Below are 19,248 nucleotides of genomic sequence, written 5' to 3'. Positions count from 1 at the left end.
TGATTTGCAGAGGCTTTAAGTTTTGTTTAATTTGAATTTAATTTTAAGGGAGTTATGTCTTGGGAAAGAAGCTTATCATCACTGAGAAACCATCAGTTGCCAGAGACTTTGCCAGGGTTTTAAAAGTCAGCGGAAACAATAATGGTTATATTGAAAATGGTGAGTATGTCGTTAGCTGGTGCTATGGACATCTTGTGCAGATGGTATATCCAGAGGAATACGACATTAAATATAAAAAATGGAATCTTGAGGATTTACCATTCCTTCCTCAGGAGTATAAATATGGCGTTGTAGAGTCTGCAAAGGATCAATATAAGGTCGTTAACGGACTTTTACATCGTGAAGATATTGATACTGTCTATTGGGCAGGTGACTCGGGAAAAGAAGGACAGACTATTGAGGAAAATATCCGTAATTATGGTGGCGTTCGTGAAGGAATGACAGAGCTTCGTGTATGGATTGATTCTCAGACTGATGACGAAATCCTTAGAGGAATTCGAGAAGCAAAGCCTATGAGCGAGTATGCCAAGCTTGGTGCCTCAGGTATTATGCGTACTATAGAGGATTATAGTCTTGGTATTAACTTTTCCAGAGCTCTTTCAGTAAAATATGGAAGATTAATAAATGATGCAGCTGCTACTTCAGGTTATTCAGCTATTGCTATTGGCCGCGTTATGACATGTGTTCTTGGCATGGTAGTAGAGCGTGAGCGAGAAATCCGTAATTTCAATGAAGATCCATTTTTTAAGGTTATTGGAAAGTTTTCAGAAGGTGCTTTCCCAGCGGAGTGGAAGGCAGTAGATGGATCTAAATATTTCGAGTCACCATTGTTATACGGCGACAAAGGAAATGGCTTTAAAGAAAAGGAAAGTGCAGAGAAATTAATTGCAGAATTAACAAATCTTCCTGCCAAATTAGTAGATAAAGATACTGGTATTTCAAAGAAAAAAGCTCCTCTTTTATTTAACCTTGCGGAGCTTCAATCTGAGTGTTCCAAGAGATTCAAGATTTCTCCTGCACAGACTCTTGATATTATTCAGGAATTATACGAAAAGAAATATACTACATATCCTAGAACTGATGCCAGAGTACTTACTACAGCTGTAGCAAAGGAAATCAGAAAGAATCTATATGGCCTTCAGAATTATGGCCCTACAGCAAATTTCGTTAAAGACATTATAGGTAATCAAAAGTTTGTTGGTATAGAAAAGACTTCATATACTGATGACAGCAAGGTTACTGATCACTACGCTATTATACCTACTGGTCAGTGCAATGGCATTGATAAACTATCTCCACTTAGTCAGAGAGTATATGATTTGATAGTACGTCGTTTCTTATCTATCTTTTATCCTCCTGCAGAGTACAAGAACGTAAAGGTTACTGTTCAGGTGGGAGATGAAAAGTTCTTTGCTGGCGCAAAGGTACTTGTTAAGCCTGGCTATTTAGAAATTGCAGGTATTCCAAAGGCGAAGGATTCCGCAGATAATGATGGAGAGGATTCTGAGGAAAGTGAAGACAGCTTTTCTAAGGAAGATTTCGTTAAATTTGTAGAATCTGCAAATATCGGAGATGAAGTTTCTGTCAATGGTTTTGATCTAAAAGAAGGCAAAACTTCACCACCTAAGAGATATACTTCGGGTTCACTTATTCTTGCAATGGAAAATGCAGGAAAGCTTATAGAGGATGAAGAGCTTAGAGAGCAGATAAAGACTACAGGTATTGGTACTTCAGCTACAAGAGGTGAAATCCTCGAAAAATTAGTACGTATTGGATACCTTAATCAAAATAATAAGACTCAGGTCATCACACCAGAAAAGCTTGGTGAAATGATTTACGAGGTTGTTCTTCTTACAACACCATCACTTTTAAAGCCAGAGCAGACAGCAAACTGGGAAAAGGGATTGGAAGGAATTATAAATGGTTCTGTAGAATTTACAGATTATCGCAGTCAGCTGGAAGATTATATTCGAAATGAAACAAAGAATATGATTGATCAGGATTTGACACAGACCATTGCTATGAACATTAATCAGTTTACTGGCAAGGATTCTAAGGGAGTGGCTACTAGAAAGCCGCTTGGAATCAAGTGTCCTAAATGCGGAGGAGAGCTTACGACCACATCCTTCGGATATGGCTGTACAAACTACTTCGATGATAATATAAAATGTAAATTTAATTTAGGACAGGTTGCTGGAGTTGATGTTCCAGAAGAACAATTTAAGAAATTAGTCACTGAAGGTAAGACAGATTTAATAGAAGGCTTTAAGAGTAAATCAGGTAAGCCTTTTAAATCAGTCCTTAAAATGGAAAAGAACGAAGATGGAGAATTTGTTACTTCATTTGATTTTTCTGAGACACCTACAGAATTCATAGAAGGCTTAAATTGCCCTGCCTGCGGTGGAAGAATTTTCCAGACGGCTTATGGTTTTGCCTGTGAGCATAGATTCCAGGAGGAAAATCAATGTTATTTCTCAATCGGAGAGGTTGCAGGAAGAAAGCTTACTGTAGATGAGTTCAGTGCTCTTATTAAAGAAGGGGTTACACCTGTACTTAGTGGTTTTAAATCAAAGACTAATCAAAAATTTGATGCAAAGCTTAGAATTAAAACTAACGAAGAAGGGAAAAAGGTAATTTCCTTCGATTTTGATGGAATTGAAGCTACCAAGCTGGAAGGCTGCAAGTGTCCAGACTGTGGCGGAGATATTGCTGTAAAAATGTCAGGCTATGGCTGTGTAAACTACAGCTCTTCAGATGAAAATTCCTGCAAATTCTACATTGGAAAGACTATTGCAGGAAAGAATATTAGCCCACAGGTTGCTACACAGCTTTTGACAGAAGGCAAAACAGATACTTTACGAGGCTTTAAAGGAAAATCTGGAAAGAAATTCGATGCGGTACTGATTCTTAAAAAGAATGAAGAGTCCGGCAGGACTGAGGTTGTGTTTGATTTTGATAATGCTGAGCCTAATTTTGTTCCTGATATTGTTTGTCCTGATTGCGGAAGCAAAATAGTAAAGACTAATTTTGGATTTGCATGCGAAAAGTATTTTGATAAAGAGAACAAATGTGATTTTGTAATTGGTGAAATTGCATCTAAAAAGCTTACAGATGCTGATGTTAAGGAGTTGCTTTCAACAGGAAGTACAAAGACAGTCAGAGGCTTTAAAGGAAAGTCTGGTAAAAAGTTTGACGCCTGCCTTGTTTTAAAGAAGAATGAAGAATCAGGAAAGCACGAAATCTCTTTTGATTTTGACAATGTGGAGGCAAAAGAAATCAAGGATGTTGCCTGCCCAATCTGTGGTGGTAAGATTGTGGTTACTCCATTTGGATACGGATGCAGCAATTACAATAAAGACGACCCAGATAATTCCTGCAAATTTAATATTGGTCAGGTAGCTGGTGTGAAGCTTAAAGAGTCTCAGGTTAAGGAGCTTCTTACCAATGGCATTACTGAGACTATCTCTGGTTTCAAATCTAAAAAGGGTACTAAGTTTGATGCCAAGCTTACATTATCAAAGGATGAAAATGGCAAGGTAACTGGAATAGGATTTGTGTTTGAAGATGAAACAAAAGAGATGCCAGGATTAACATGTCCTAAGTGCGGCAGTCCTATTATCAAGAATCATTTTGGATATAAATGTAAGAATAATGTTCAAGGAAACGTGGACAGCTGCAGCTTCTTTGTAGGTAAGGTAGCAGGTGTAGATATTCCAGAAGATCAGTTTACAAAATTAATCAAGGAAAAACGTACTGATGTTATTACTGGATTTTTAAGCAAAAAAGGTTTATTCTTTGATGCGAGATTAAAACTTAATGATGAGTTTAGAACAGAGTTTGATTTTGAGAACTTTAATGGTCAAAACTAATTAAGATAGGAGTTTACAATGGAACAAGCTAAAATTAAATCTATGTATAATTTAAATGAAACTATTGCTGCAGATTTATTCGAGGGCAAGGATTATCCTTGGGAGGTTCTTCCAGAGATTTCTGATTTCATTAAGAAGTTAGGACCTACTCTTGATCCAGAGAAGTTTGAACAGCGTGGAGAGGATATCTGGGTTGCAAAGTCTGCAAAGGTTTTTGATTCAGCATATCTTAATGGCCCACTTATTATTGATGAGGATGCTGAGGTTCGTCAGTGTGCTTTTGTTAGAGGTTCAGCAATTGTTGGTAAAAACTGCGTAGTAGGAAATTCTACAGAGCTTAAGAATGTTGTTCTTTTCAATAATGTTCAGGTTCCTCACTACAATTACGTAGGTGATTCAGTATTAGGCTACAAATCTCACATGGGAGCTGGCTCTATTACTTCAAACGTTAAGTCTGATAAGACATTAGTTGTAGTAAAGGCTCGTGATGGAGAGCAGATTGAGACTGGTCTTAAGAAATTTGGAGCTATGCTTGGAGACAATGTAGAGGTTGGTTGCAATTCTGTACTTAATCCTGGCACAGTTGTTTGTCCTCGTTCTAATATTTATCCTCTTTCACCAGTTCGTGGTGTCATCGAATCTGACAGTATTTTTAAGTCACAGGATAATATTGTAAAAAAGAATTAAACTAAATCAATATTAATATATTAATACGCCTGCCCAGGTGATTGAATCCTTCCACTAATAAATTAGGAGAAGGATACCAATCTCTTGGACAGGCATTTTTAATATTTAATAAACAAAATAAACATATTATTGTTATAAGATATTTATGTACTGTGTACTCTAGGTTTTTTGCGGGGGTGTGGTTTTGAGCTTTCACTATACTAAAAGAAACTATAGCAAATATTATCTTATTATCTTTAGTGTTGCAGGTATATTATTGAATGTCTGCTTAAATTATCTTGCTTTAAAAATGGATATTCCTATGTACTTAGATACTGTAGGAACCATTTTTGTCACATTTCTTGGAGGCGTTTTGCCTGGCATTATTGTTAGTTTGATAACAAGCATGCTTTTAAATATTTTTTCTCCTGGATATCTATATTATTCTTTAATTACAGTCATTATCGCTATTTTAGCAGGATGGTGTGTGCGATATTCTAAATCTTCTAAAGTACTTAGATTCTTTTATTTTATCTTGGCTTCATCATTGATTTGTTCAGTTGTAGGAATCTTTATTCAAATATACATTTCTGGACTTCCAATGGAATCGCATGTTGAAGCATTAGCCCAACTTGTAAATACAACTGATGAGAAAAGCTATACGCTTGTGCTTATTTTAGTTGTATTTTTATTGAATTTAATTGATAAAGGAGTTGCATTTTTATTAGCTATTTTTTTGTTTGCTTTAGTTCCTAAAAATACGAGGACCTATATTGCAAATTACGGATGGAAGCAAAAGCCATTAACAATTCAGGAAATCAGAGAAACCAGAAATATAAGTACCAATAAAGCTATTCATAAAAAAATAATTTTTATACTTTCTACAACAATTTGTTTACTAAGCATTATTATGATTTGGATTAGTATTACTTTCTATTATGAAGATTGTAAAGAAGAGTATTCAGATGAGGCTTTTGCAATAGTAGAAAGCGCGGCATCAATCTTAGATGGTGATGAAATATACGAATATGTAAAGTGGGGTGACAAAGCCAAAGGGTATCATGATGTAGAAAATCAAATGAATATGCTGTTAAACAACACACAGGGTGTTGTAAAACTTTCATTTTTTATTCCTGAACAGAATGGTTTTTTATACCTATTTCAGGTAGGAAAAGAAGGGGTTACTCTTTCAGATAATGGAATAATCATTCCTTATTATGATGAGTTTTCTAAGTACAATGATTATTTTAAAAATAAAGAAGTAATCCATGAGATTATGTTTAATAGAGATAAATCCGTTATGTTTGCTTCTTACCCTGTAAGAAATTCCAATGGGGAAATAGTTTGTTATGCTATTTCTGACGTGTATATGTCATTTCTTTCCGAATATGCCAGGGATTATTTGATAAAAATTTTCCTATGTTTTTCCGGATTTGTTGTTATGATTTTGATTTTTGGTTTTACTCAGGCAGGATATGAGCTTGTTATTCCTATTAATTGTATTACAAAGGCTGCATGTGAGTTCCTGGATAGCCATGGCGATCAAAATGCATTAGATGAAAATGTTCGAAAGACACGTTCAATAGGCATTTGCACAGGTGATGAGGTAGAACAGCTTTATAGAACTATATGTCAAATGGAATCAGAAATGGCTGAATATGTTAGAGATTTACGGCATTTTGCGGATACAACAAGAAAAACTCAGACGGGGCTTATTATTACTTTGGCAGGTATTGTTGAGAGTAGAGACATCAATTCTACTTATCATGTTCATAATACAGCAGCATATGTTCGAATTATATTAAATGGTTTAAAGAAAAAGGGCTATTATTCTGAGAAACTTTCTGATGAGTATATGGAGGAGGTTGAAATGTCTGCGCCTCTTCATGATATAGGAAAGATTCAGATTTCTGATTCTATTATAAATAAGCGAGATGAACTTACTAATGAGGAAGAGGAGATATACAAATTACATACGGTTTACGGAAGACGCATTATGGAAAAGGCTATAGCAATAGTAAATGATGATACGTATCTGAAAGAAGCCAGAAATATGGCAGCTTATCACCATGAAAGATGGGATGGAAAGGGCTTTCCTGATGGACTTCACGGAGAAGTTATACCACTGTCAGCAAGAGTTATGGGCCTGGCTAATGAGCTTGATGAATTAATCTCACCTAGAGGCTTTAAAATCTCCTGCACATTGGATGAAGCTATAGAGATTATTAAATCTGAGTCAGGAAAAAAGTTTGATCCTAAATGTGTGGATGCATTATTGGAATGTATCAGTGATGTTAAAACAGTTATAAACAACAGTAATTTTAGAAGATATTGATGGGGGCAATTTATAGTATGAGTCGAAGAATAAAAGTATTGCCATTATTAATATTGATTTTTGCTTTGATGGTTTCTTTCGAAAAGAAACCTTATGTCTATGGAAAAGATACTGAGACAAAGCAGGAGAAAACGGAGAAAAAAGGCGGCGGTGGATATGCTGCCTCTAATCAGCTCAACGGTTTTGGATATACGGCAAAAGTATATGATTCTACAAATGGTCTACCTACTTCAGATGCTAATTATATTTTGTGTTCTGATTCTGGTTATATTTGGATAGGAGGATATAGTGGAATAATAAGATATGACGGAGCTGATTTTGAAAGGCTCGATTCATACGATGGACTTACTAATAGTAGAAGCCTGTATCAGGACAGAAATGGCCGTATGTGGGTGGGTACAAATGATAATGGCTTGGTTATTCTTGATGAACAGAGGAATAGAAGACATATTACAGATGAAGACGGCCTGCCTTCCCGATGCATTATGTCCATAATTGAGGATGGTAGAGGAAACTTTATTATTGGAACCTCAAAAGGTATTGCTGTTATCGATAAAGATGACAATATTAAATGTATTGATGACAGTAGATTAGATTCTGGAAGGATAGTCAGACTTACACGAGATTATTATGGTGATATATATGGATATTGCGATAATGGTAATATATTCAAACTTATAGATGGAAAAGTAGAACGAATTCTTGGAGCTTCAGATTTAGATTTGGATTTTATTACCACAATTATTGCTGATCCTAATGATGTTGGAAAGGTATATATAGGTACAGAATCGGGATTAATCTACTACGGAAATTTTGGTGATTCCTATTCGGATTTACGAAAGATTAATGCCAAGCCACTAGATTACATTTATTGGCTTAGTATTGATTGCGACAGGGTATGGGCAGCATCACACACTTCTATTGGTTATATAGATGAACATAAAAATTTCAAGGAAATAAAAGATATTCCGCTGAATACGGATATAGAAATGCTCACGTCTGATTACCAGGGGAATCTTTGGATTGCTTCATCTACAGCAGGTGTTATGAAAATAGTTACCTGCAATTTTACCAGCGTTACCAGTCGTTATGATTTTAATAATCTTGTGGTTTACGCAAATTATATAAATAAAGGTTACCTTTATATGGGAACAGAGGAAGGCCTTTATATATTAGATATTTATGGAAATCAAGTTACAAATAAACTAACAGAGTATATAGGAAAATCTTGTGTTCGGCATATAATGAGTGATTCACAGGATAATTTATGGTTATGCGTATACAACAATGGATTAGGCCTTGTATGTCAGAAAAAAAGTGGTGAAATTATAAACTTTACTACGAAAGAGGGATTACCTAGTGTGCAGGTTCGCTGCTCATTAGAGTTATCCGATGGCACAATAGTAGTTGGTGGTAATAAAGGAATTAGTTATATTAAGGATTTTAAAGCCCAATCGAAGAAGAATATTGAAAGCTTAAGAATAGATGACAGTATTTTGTCTCTTTATGAAAAAGATAAAGATTTATATATAGGCACAAATGGAAACGGAATATATATTTTGAACGAAAGAGGTCTAAGACATTATAGTATCAACAATGGTTTGACCTCTGATATTGTTATGCGAATTATCTGGGACAAAACAAGGGAAGTATTTTGGGTAATTACTTCAAACTCCATACAATATATTAAAAACGACATTATTGTTAATGTAACATCTTTCCCTTACAACAATTGTTATGATGTATATTTTAAAGAAAATGGTAAGGACTTATGGGTTCTTGCTTCTGATGGTATTTATTGCGTAAATGCTCAGAGTATGATTGATGATAATGTTAATGAATATATACATTATAATCTTTTGAATGGCTTGCCAAGTATTCCTACGGGAAATAGTTACAGTTCTTTAGATGAGAATTCAAATTTATATGTATCAAGTCGTAAGGGTGTTTGTAAAATTAACATAGAAAAGTTTGTGGAAGAATATGTTGATTTAAATTTTGAATTACGTTCGGTTATATGTGACGGAAAATTCATTTATCCCGATAAAAATGGAAAATATATCATTCCAGCAGGGGCTAATCGAATTGCTTTTGTTCCAGCTATTTTGGATTATTCTGAAACTAATCCTAAGATACATATATGTCTAGAGGGAGTGAAGGATCAGGGGGCAACTGAGCTTCTTAATAAACTTAGACCGTTGGAATTTACCGGTCTTAGATATGGAACATACAATCTACATCTTCAAATGTTGAATCAAAGTGGAAACGAAATTCTTCGGGAAAAAAAGTTCCTCATTGAAAAGAAACCATTACTTTTTGAAATGGCTTTGGTTCAGGCTGTTATTTTATTATTGTTCATAATTATAGGTGGTGTTTTGGCATGGAGAATATTGCTTAGAACAACTATAAGTAAACAGTATGTAAAATTACAGGAAACCACTGATGAACTGGCAAGAGCAAATAGCGTAAAAGAACGATTCCTTGCTAATATTTCAAATTTCCTTAGGACCCCATTGATTACGATTATGGGTGCCGATGAAATGATTCTTAGAAGAGATCCTACAGTTTCTTCTAATGAATATTTCTTCTCAATTATTAATGATGCTATTGAAATAAAAAATGCATCTGAAAATCTATTGGAGTTAATTGATTCGTTAATATATATATCCAATATAGAATCAGGAAAGGCTACAGTTAATGAAAAGGAATACGATACTGTGGAGGCTATGCAAAGCGCAATATCAATAACGAGACATCTTTGCAATGAAAAAGGCCTATCTTTTGAGTTCGAAGTGGATGAAAAGATGCCAGTCCGCCTTTTTGGAGATGTTGATAAATTAAGCCAGATTATTTGGACATTGATTAATAATGGGGTTAAGTATACTTCTGATGGCGGTGTGACTATACGGGCAACAGTTGATTCAATAGAGAATAATTATTGTGATTTGAACATTTCTGTAAAGGATACAGGACCAGGAATTAGTGATGAATTCAAGGATGTTATATTTAACTCCTTTGAAACTATTGGATATATGACGGTAGGTGTTCCTTATGAATTTGGATTGGGACTTACTTTATCTAGAATGTTCGCTAATCTAATGAATGGAACAATCGAGGTTTCCAGTGAAGAGGGGCAGGGGGCAACCTTCACTTTTAAGGTTAGACAAAAAATAGTTAATTCAACACCAGTTAGTGTATTTAAGGAAAAAGAGAACAGGGTAACCAATGGACTTTATATTCCTAGTTTTGTTGCTCCAGAGGCGGAAGTTCTTGTTGTAGATAACAATATGAAAAGCTTGAATATTTTCAAGAACATTCTGAAAGAAACAAAGATGTTTGTAGGAACAGCCACAACAGGTGAAGAATGCCTTGAGAAAATAAAATTTGGAAGCTATAACCTTGTATTGATGGAATGTCATATGCCTGATATAACTGCTTCAGAACTTTTAATTCGTGTACGTGATATTGTTCCCGATATTCCTGTTTATGCTATTTCTTCCATACCAATGGAGGATGAAGAATTCTATCAGTCTAAAGGTTTTAATGGTGTATTGTTAAAACCTTTAGATAGCAAATTGTTGGAAAAAACAATTTTAAAGCACATTCCTACAAAAATTTACATGAAGCTATCTGATACGGAAGGTTATGAAGAGGATTCTGAACTTCCAAAAGATAAAGAATGGCTTTATAACATTAAGGAACTTAATGTACGAGATGGAATTAGAGATAATGGTGGGGCTGGTCAATATCTGACATCATTGCTTACATTTATGGATGCCATAAATAAATATGTTAACGGAATAGAAGATGCTTATAAGAATTTAGATATCAAGTTATACACTATTAAAATGCATAGTTTAAGAACCTCCTGTTCAATTGTAGGCGCTAATGATTTGGTGGCAGTTGCAGAGTCTTTGGAGGCTGCAGGAAATCGTAATGATTTAGATTATATAGCAGATAATACAGACAGTTTCCTATCTGAATGTAGAAGTCTATATACCAAGCTTACAAAATTACACTCATTGTAGAGAGGATGAAAGAAGGATGTTAGAATTTTTTATCAAACATCAATTGGATCTGATGCTGGCTCTAAGCAGTATATGCGGAACAATAGCAATTTTTGTTGTTGTAGCTAGAGCTTTGCCATTAAGCAGAAGAATTACGCTGTTGTTTTTGGAACTAAGCGCAATGACTTTGCTTTATTCTGATAGACTTTCATACTTCTACAATGGTGATATATCCCAATTAGGTGTTTTCATGCATCGTCTTGCTATTTTCATGGATTACCTATTTACTGATGTTATTGTATTGGCATTCAATCTATATCTTATTGATTTATATAAGAATGATGGAAAGATGAAGAAGACTCCGCTACGACTGGATTTTTGCACGATATTTATGATTATTGGAATTATACTTTGTATTTTCTGTGGCTTATCAGGAATATATTATACATTTGATTCAAATAATAATTATAGCAGAGGACCGGGATATATTATAAGTTATATTTTCCCATTCTTCGTGCCTTTGATTCAATTGACTGCAATTATAAAATATAAAAGATATTTAGATTGGATAATTAATCTTTCAAATACTCTTTTTATTGTTGTTCCTTTAATCTGCTCAATTGCTCAATTATTTATAGCAGGAACATCAATGACCAATATAGGAATTATTATAACTTGCATATTTATTTACGTAGTAGCTTTATTTAAGCTTAATCGAGAAATGGAGGAGGGCAAGCGTAGCGAGATTGACTTTTTGAAAAAAGAGCAGGAGAGTATGCAACGTCTTTTCTATCAGACATCATCTGCTTTCATGGGGGCTATTGAGGCTAAGGATGTATTTACATTGGGCCATTCTACTCGTGTTGCAAATTATGCAAAAGCTATTGCTAAAACCTGCGGTAAAAGTGACAAAGAATGTGATGAAATATATTATGCTGCACTGTTACATGATATTGGAAAAGTTGGTCTTCCTGAAAGCATCTTAAACAAAAGAAACAATCTAAATGAAGAAGAATTGAAGATTTATAGAAGAGAAACAATTATTGGTGCGGATATATTGTCTAATATCACAGAATATCCTTTCTTAAAGGATGGAGCACATTATCATCATGAAAGATATGATGGAAGTGGATATCCTGACCACTTAAAAGGTGATGAGATTCCAGAGATAGCCAGAATAATTGCTGTTGCAGATTATTATGACAATATGACTTCAAGAAAAAGTGACAGGGATGCGTATCCTCAAGTGATTGTTAGAGAAGAATTTTTAAAAAAATCAGGAACAACATTTGATCCACGTTTTGCAGCTATTATGATTAGTCTTATTGACAGCGATAAGGACTATAAGTTACGTGAAAATGTGGAAGATATAGATAATAAGCCTGATGAATACCTCTCTGTTAATGAATATAGAAGTAATGTTACAAAGGGAATTCTTATTGATGATAAGTTTACAAAAATCGGTTTTGAATGGAGCCTTAATAGCGATTCGCCAACGGGATTTTCGGCACCTTCAATTATTGTTTTTGATGCTTACGATGGAAGAATCCATTCTGATGAGAAGAGTATAAGCGCGTTTGGTTATTTAGAATTTGGGGAGATTTGGTTTAATGGGCACTATAATTCCACTAAGGCTAAGAACATGGAAGTTACAATTTCTCAAAAAAGTGGAAGCATTTCGGAGTTTTACGGTGCTGCCTATGAGATGACTGCAGCTAAATGTGGGGATCATCTAAAGATAAGCATATCAAGTGATTCTGAAGTTATAGATGTTATTATGGCTTTACCTGAGAATTCAAAGTACGCCTATATAGGCATCACAGGTGAATATTGTAATATTAGTAACATTAATATAGAACGTACAGAAGAGATATTTACAGATGATCAGTTCACACGAATTGCTCCAGCCAACAATTACATTTACAGACTTGAAGGAGATTTACCTAATCTTCAGATTGATCGTTTCCGTTCGGCATCGTCTGTTGGTACTCTTATAACGGATGGATTGAATTGTGAATTCCATACAATGAGCCTTCCAATGGCAAATTTCATTTGGAATTGCCCCTTTATAGTCGTGTACTCTTCAGATGATGGCAAGGTTGATGGGGAAAATTATTTGGAATATGCTCTTATTCAAATGAATGGTGAACTAAAGAGTGATTCAACACTTGCTACCAATGATCCTACAGTTAAAAAAACTAGGGAGTTTAAGAATTGGGATACTTGGAAAGAGAAAAATAAAAAGGGAATGGACTGCCATATTTCGTTTAGGATATCTGGCGACACTCTGGAGATGGCCATTGAAAATTCTGATTTTAAAATCAAGAATAAAACTATGTTTCTTCTTATGCCAGAAAAACTATATTTTTCTATTACAGGTGACCAATGTGCCATTACTGACATTAGAATTTATGAATAGAATGATGAGTTAGGTTCTATGCATAACTCTTAGTCAAATTTTTAACAAAAAGTGCAAAAGAGTACTTTACTAAATAAACAAAAAATGAGAAAATATTCTCGATAGCGTGCTTATGTACATAAGCACGTTCCAAATTATGTCATTAATGTAAGTAGCAATTACATTTTAATGGTCATTATATCGAACGAAGAAAGGAGTTCTACAATGATTTACACAAAAGAAGTAGAAAACATGTGTCCTGTAGCAAAGGGCGCAAAGCATGAACCAGCTCCTATCCCTGAGGAGGGAAAATGGGTACACGCTAAGCAGATTTCTGATATTAGCGGTTTCACACACGGTGTCGGCTGGTGTGCTCCACAGCAGGGTGCCTGCAAATTATCTTTAAATGTTAAGAATGGTGTTATTGAGGAAGCACTTGTTGAGACAATTGGTTGCTCAGGTATGACACATTCAGCAGCTATGGCTGCAGAGATTCTTCAGGGAAAGACAATCCTTGAGGCTCTTAATACAGACCTTGTTTGCGATGCTATCAATACAGCTATGAGAGAGCTTTTCCTTCAGATCGTTTACGGACGTACACAGTCTGCATTCTCTGATGACGGACTTGCAGTTGGTGCTGGTCTTGAGGATCTTGGAAAGGGTCTTCGTTCACAGGTTGGTACAATGTACGCAACAAAGGAAAAGGGTGTTCGTTACCTTGAGATGGCTGAAGGCTATGTAACAGGTATCGCACTTGATGCTGATAACGAAGTTATCGGATACCAGTTTGTTTCTCTTGGAAAGATGACAGACTTCATTAAGAAGGGTGATGATCCTAACACAGCATGGGAGAAGGCAAAGGGCCAGTACGGTCGTGTTGACGATGCTGTTAAGATTATCGATCCACGTCAGGAATAATAAAGGAAAGGAGAAACTAAAATGGCTTTATTTGAATCATATGAGAGAAGAATTGATCAGATCAATGCTGTTCTTAATAAGTATGGTATCAGCTCAATCGAAGAAGCTGAGAAGATTACAAAGGACGCTGGTCTTGATGTATACGAGCAGGTAAAGAAGATTCAGCCTATCTGCTTCGAGAACGCTTGCTGGGCTTACACTGTAGGTGCTGCAATCGCTATTAAGAAGAATTGCCGTAAGGCTGCTGATGCAGCTGCTGCAATCGGAGAGGGACTTCAGTCTTTCTGTATTCCAGGTTCTGTTGCTGATCACCGTAAGGTAGGTCTTGGTCATGGTAACCTTGGAAAGATGCTCCTTGAGGAGGAGACAGAGTGCTTCTGCTTCCTCGCAGGTCACGAGTCATTCGCTGCAGCTGAGGGTGCTATCGGTATCGCTGAGAAGGCTAACAAGGTTCGTCAGAAGCCTCTTCGTGTTATCCTTAACGGTCTTGGTAAGGATGCTGCACAGATTATCTCACGTATCAACGGTTTCACATTTGTTGAGACAAAGTACGATTATAAGGAAGCAAAGCTTAACATCGTTTCTGAGAAGGCATACTCAAATGGTCTTCGTGCAACAGTTAAGTGCTACGGCGCTGATGATGTTCAGGAAGGTGTTGCTATCATGCACCATGAGAACGTTGGTGTTTCTATCACAGGTAACTCTACAAACCCTACACGTTTCCAGCATCCAGTAGCTGGTACATACAAGAAGGAGTGCGTAGACCTTGGTAAGAAGTACTTCTCAGTTGCTTCAGGTGGTGGTACAGGACGTACACTTCACCCAGATAACATGGCAGCAGGTCCTGCTTCATACGGTATGACAGATACTCTTGGACGTATGCACTCAGATGCTCAGTTCGCTGGTTCATCTTCAGTTCCTGCACACGTTGAGATGATGGGTCTTATCGGTATGGGTAACAACCCAATGGTTGGTGCTACAGTTGCAGTTGCAGTTTCAGTTGAGGAAGCTGCTACAGCTGGTAAGTTCTAATTATACTTAAATTTTTAAAGAGCTCTCAGGCTTCCTGAGGGCTCTTTTTTATTGCCCTTGTTGACAATTCTGTAACATTTATATGCTATTGTATTGCTATCAATTGATTTATGCATGTAGGAGGTTTTTCTATGAGCAAAAGGTTTTTTAGTTTTTTTGTTTCTTTATTGTTAATCACAGCTCTTTTCGCAGGATGTGGTTCCAAGGAGGAGACTGCAGCAACAGCCGAAGCTCCTGAGGAAGAGACTGGATTGCCATCGGGTGATGTTTCTCTAAGAGTTTGGGGAGCCGATGAAGATGAAGAGCTGGTTAATCAAATAATCAGTGGCTTCATTAAAGAGTATGGTAGTATGGCAAATTTCAATATTACCTTTGAGGCTCATAGTGAATCCAGTGCTAAGGATGAAATACTTGGAGATGTGTTAAATGCTCCAGATGTATTCACTTTTGCTGATGATCAGCTCATGGCTTTAGTTGCTTCTGGTGTCCTTAAAAAAGTTGAAAATGACAGTGAGATTTCAGGTAGAAATTTAGCAGCTGCAAGTGACGCTGCTTCCGTAAATGGAACATTATATGCTTACCCATTGACAGCAGATAATGGATATTTCTTATTTTATAATAAAGCGGTTATAAGTGATGAAGCAGTTCAGTCTATGGATAGTCTTATGGCAGCTGCAGGTGCTGCAGGACAAAAGGTATTTATGGAGATGAATTCTGGTTGGTACATGTATGCGTTTTTTGGAAATACAGACATGGAGATTGGTCTTAATGATGACGGAATTTCTACCTACTGCAATTGGAATGCAAAATACACAAATATAACTGGTAGAGATGTTGCAGAGGCTATGGCTGCAATTGGTAGAAATCCAGCATTTACATGTGAGAGTAATGATGGATTTGTAGGTGGGGCAGCTGATGGCACCTTTGCTGCTGGTGTTAGTGGTATTTGGGATGAAAATGGAATAAAGGAAGCTTGGGGTGATAATTATGCTGCATGCAAGCTTCCTACGTATACTGTGGCAGGACAGCAGGTTCAGATGTCCAACTATGCAGGATATAAGCTTGTAGGCGTTAATTCTTATTCTAAAAATCAGGCTTGGGCAGCGAAATTTGCAGATTGGATGACCAATGAGCAAAATCAGACTTTAAGATTTGAAATGAGAGGACAGGGACCATCTAATACAAATGCTTCAGGCGCAGGTGCTGTTGCAGAATCTAAAGCTATTCAGGCATTACAACAGCAGGCAGAATATTCAAGCTTGCAGAGAGTTGGCGGAACCTATTGGGATCCGGCAGCTAACTTTGGAACGCTTATGAGCCAGGGTAATCCTTCGGGTAAAGATGTTCAGGTTCTTTTAAATGAAATGGTAACAGAAATTACTGGAGAGGAATCCACTGGTGACCTGGTAACAGAAGAAGGTGAAGCTGCTCCAGAAGAAAATAAAGAAGAAGCAACTGAAGATGTTGTAGAAGAAGCTACAGAAGAGACAACAGAAGAAACAACAGAGGAAATTATAGAAGAAACTACAACAGAAAATTCAGAGGAAAATAAGCAATAGGAGGGCGTCAGGATGAGTAAGAAAACAAGTATTAGATTATATATTTTAATCCCAGTCCTTTTATTGGGAATTCTATCTATTTTTTCTAATGTTATGGCACTCTTTAATTTGAGCAAGGTTAATCATACTGCTACAAAAATTGCAGATGAATATATGGTTGCTATTACAGAACTTGATACAATTGGCCAAACAGCAAAGGATATTCATTCACTTGCTCTTTCTCATATTGTTGCTACTGATTTTGAGACAATGACTTCAGTGGTATCAAAGATAGAAGAAGAGGAAGCTGTATTAGATAATGCCATGGTCGAGTATGGAAATCAGTTTGCGGCTGAAGATACAAATTTTGAAACTATGAAAGCTGACTTCCAAAGCTTTAAGGATTCTATAATGATTCTTCTGGCACAGAGTGCTAATCAGAGAACGAAGGATGCATATGCTACTGCAAACGGACAGGTAGCTGAAAGTGCACAGAAACTTAATCAGGATATAGATAATGTCATTGCAGCAATTCACACTGAATCAGATGTTCAAAGACAGGCTTTATCTACCGCAAACATGGTTGCAAGTTTTGCAAGTTTGATAATTGTAATTATAAGTATAATTTCAGTAATTGCGGCTGTTATAGTTGTTGCAAGAAAAATATTGCGCCCTGTTACTAAGGCAGAATCAGAACTCCATGAAATTATTGATGGTATAAATAGTAGAGAAGGTGATTTGACAAGAAGATTAACTATTGAGTCCAACGATGAAATAGGAATGCTTAGTCGTGGTATTAATGAGTTTATAGAACGTCTTCAGGGTATTTTTATCATGATTACTAACAATTCAACAGCCATGGACAAGGTAGTTAATGATGTTATGGGAAGTGTCAAAACATCAAATGACAGTGCTTCGGATTTGTCAGCATTAACAGAAGAGCTTTCTGCTACCATGCAGGAGGTGGCAAATAGTGCTGGCATGATAAATAACAACACAGAGCAGGTAAGAATCGAAGTTGATGAGATGGCGAATAAGAGCCGTGAAATCAACGAATATTCTAAGACTATGAAGGAGCATGCTGATGTTATGGAACAGAATGCTCGAGAGAACATGGATGAAACAAATAAAAAGGTTGATAACATTCTTGCAGCTTTAAATCAGGCTATTACAGATAGCCAAAGTGTAGATCAGGTAAACTCACTTACAGATGATATTATGAGTATCGCAAGCCAGACCAATTTGCTTTCTTTAAATGCTTCAATTGAAGCTGCCAGAGCGGGAGAGGCAGGAAAAGGTTTTGCTGTTGTTGCAGATGAGATTGGTGGTCTTGCAGAAAACAGCCGTCAGACTGCTGCTAATATTCAGGAGATTAACTCTGTAGTAGTTAATGCGGTTCATAACCTCGCAGATAATGCAAATGAGTTGGTAGATTACATGCAGAATTCTATTCTTCCAGAATTTGAACGTTTCGTAGAAGATGGTGAAAAGTATAAGGATAATGCTGATTATATTGAATCGGTTATGGCTGATTTTACTGATATAACAGAAGGATTTAAAGATACATTCACTGAGATAGCAGAATCCATTAGTAGTATTACCTCGGCCATAGAAGATGGTGTTAAGGGCGTTTCTTCTGCAGCCGAAAGCACTCAGAATCTGGTATATGATATGGATAATATTTCTAAACGTATGGACGAGAACCAGAAGATAGCTGGAGAGCTTGAAGAGGAAACAGCTATTTTTACAAAGATTTAGTAATTGATTTCAATTACCTTCCAAAATATTGTTGTAAATGCAGTTATTCTAGCTGCATTTATTATCTATGCAATTGTTTCAAACAATGACATGAATAATGTAAGTTGCAGTTTCAGTTGAGGAAGCTGCTACTGCTGGTAAGTTCTAAATTACATTTTTGGGGAAGCTGAAAGCTTTCACAAAAATGTACTGGAGGGCTCAAATCTCCAAAGGAGATTTCTTTAAATGAGCCCGACTGTCATTGTTATATTGTATTTTAGAGCTCTTGGTTTATCCAAGAGCTCTCAGAGTGTAGACAAAGAGGATGCTGCAAAACCAAGTTTTGCAGCATCCTTTCCTCTTTTCTAAGATTCTATTTTGATTTTTGTGTAAAAAGACCTGTTTTTAGGCTATTTTCAATTCCCATTCTTGCTGTATTTTTGCTAGCTTCTTTAAATTCATACACGCAAAGGTAAGCGCGACTTTCATTACCATGCGCGCCTTACCATACATCTGTGTATATCTGAAACCATGATTCTCTTTAGCTGTCCCAAAGATTCTTTCAATGGTTTCTTTTCTGTGAGAGTATAAATCTTTCATACCTAAGGTCTGTCTTATATCTTCACATGCTTCCATGTATTCTTCCCAGACATGACGAGTTACAATTTTTACATGATTCTTGCTGGCTGTACATTGTCCTAAGAACTCACACTTCTCACATATGTGACCACAGCTTTTGTATTCCTTA

9 protein-coding genes and 1 pseudogene are annotated in these 19,248 nt (G+C 36.2%); 9 read left to right on the top strand and 1 reads right to left on the bottom strand.

Annotated features, from left to right (window positions below):
- Positions 1 to 59: 59 nt before the first annotated feature.
- The 9 genes from BLP54_RS05340 to BLP54_RS05300 all read left to right on the top strand — a co-directional run bounded on the left by BLP54_RS05340 (position 60) and on the right by BLP54_RS05300 (position 18,521).
- Complete coding sequence (locus BLP54_RS05340) at positions 60 to 3,869, top strand: DNA topoisomerase III (protein ID WP_090167523.1); 3,810 nt, start codon at positions 60 to 62, stop codon at positions 3,867 to 3,869.
- Positions 3,870 to 3,887: 18 nt separating this feature from the next.
- Entirely contained in the window at positions 3,888 to 4,556 is a 669-nt protein-coding gene (locus tag BLP54_RS05335; RefSeq protein ID WP_090167520.1) for an acyltransferase, read from the top strand.
- Positions 4,557 to 4,740: 184 nt separating this feature from the next.
- Positions 4,741 to 6,870, top strand: a complete 2,130-nt coding sequence (locus BLP54_RS05330) for an HD domain-containing phosphohydrolase (RefSeq protein WP_090167518.1) — start codon at positions 4,741 to 4,743, stop codon at positions 6,868 to 6,870.
- Between the two features lie 17 nt (positions 6,871 to 6,887).
- Positions 6,888 to 10,898, top strand: coding sequence for an ATP-binding protein (locus BLP54_RS05325; RefSeq protein WP_176754479.1), 4,011 nt, complete (start codon positions 6,888 to 6,890; stop codon positions 10,896 to 10,898).
- A 16-nt stretch (positions 10,899 to 10,914) separates the two neighbouring features.
- Positions 10,915 to 13,296 (top strand): HD-GYP domain-containing protein, encoded by a 2,382-nt coding sequence (locus BLP54_RS05320; protein WP_090167514.1) that lies wholly within the window; start codon positions 10,915 to 10,917, stop codon positions 13,294 to 13,296.
- A gap of 204 nt (positions 13,297 to 13,500) precedes the next feature.
- Complete coding sequence (locus BLP54_RS05315; RefSeq protein WP_015549537.1) at positions 13,501 to 14,193, top strand: iron-sulfur cluster assembly scaffold protein; 693 nt, start codon at positions 13,501 to 13,503, stop codon at positions 14,191 to 14,193.
- A 21-nt stretch (positions 14,194 to 14,214) separates the two neighbouring features.
- Entirely contained in the window at positions 14,215 to 15,225 is a 1,011-nt protein-coding gene (locus BLP54_RS05310; protein WP_074789019.1) for a GGGtGRT protein, read from the top strand.
- Positions 15,226 to 15,356: 131 nt separating this feature from the next.
- Positions 15,357 to 16,784 (top strand): extracellular solute-binding protein, encoded by a 1,428-nt coding sequence (locus tag BLP54_RS05305; RefSeq protein ID WP_090167512.1) that lies wholly within the window; start codon positions 15,357 to 15,359, stop codon positions 16,782 to 16,784.
- Between the two features lie 12 nt (positions 16,785 to 16,796).
- Positions 16,797 to 18,521: a methyl-accepting chemotaxis protein gene (locus BLP54_RS05300; protein ID WP_090167510.1), complete on the top strand. Its 1,725-nt coding sequence runs from the start codon at positions 16,797 to 16,799 to the stop codon at positions 18,519 to 18,521.
- A 402-nt stretch (positions 18,522 to 18,923) separates the two neighbouring features.
- Here the strand turns inward: BLP54_RS05300 and BLP54_RS05295 are convergent.
- Positions 18,924 to 19,248, bottom strand: a pseudogene (locus BLP54_RS05295) (transposase); the annotation flags it as partial.

It is taken from the genome of Pseudobutyrivibrio sp. 49, from assembly GCF_900100545.1.
GTDB lineage: Bacteria > Bacillota > Clostridia > Lachnospirales > Lachnospiraceae > Pseudobutyrivibrio.
This window is presented reverse-complemented; position numbering and strand designations above follow the sequence as displayed.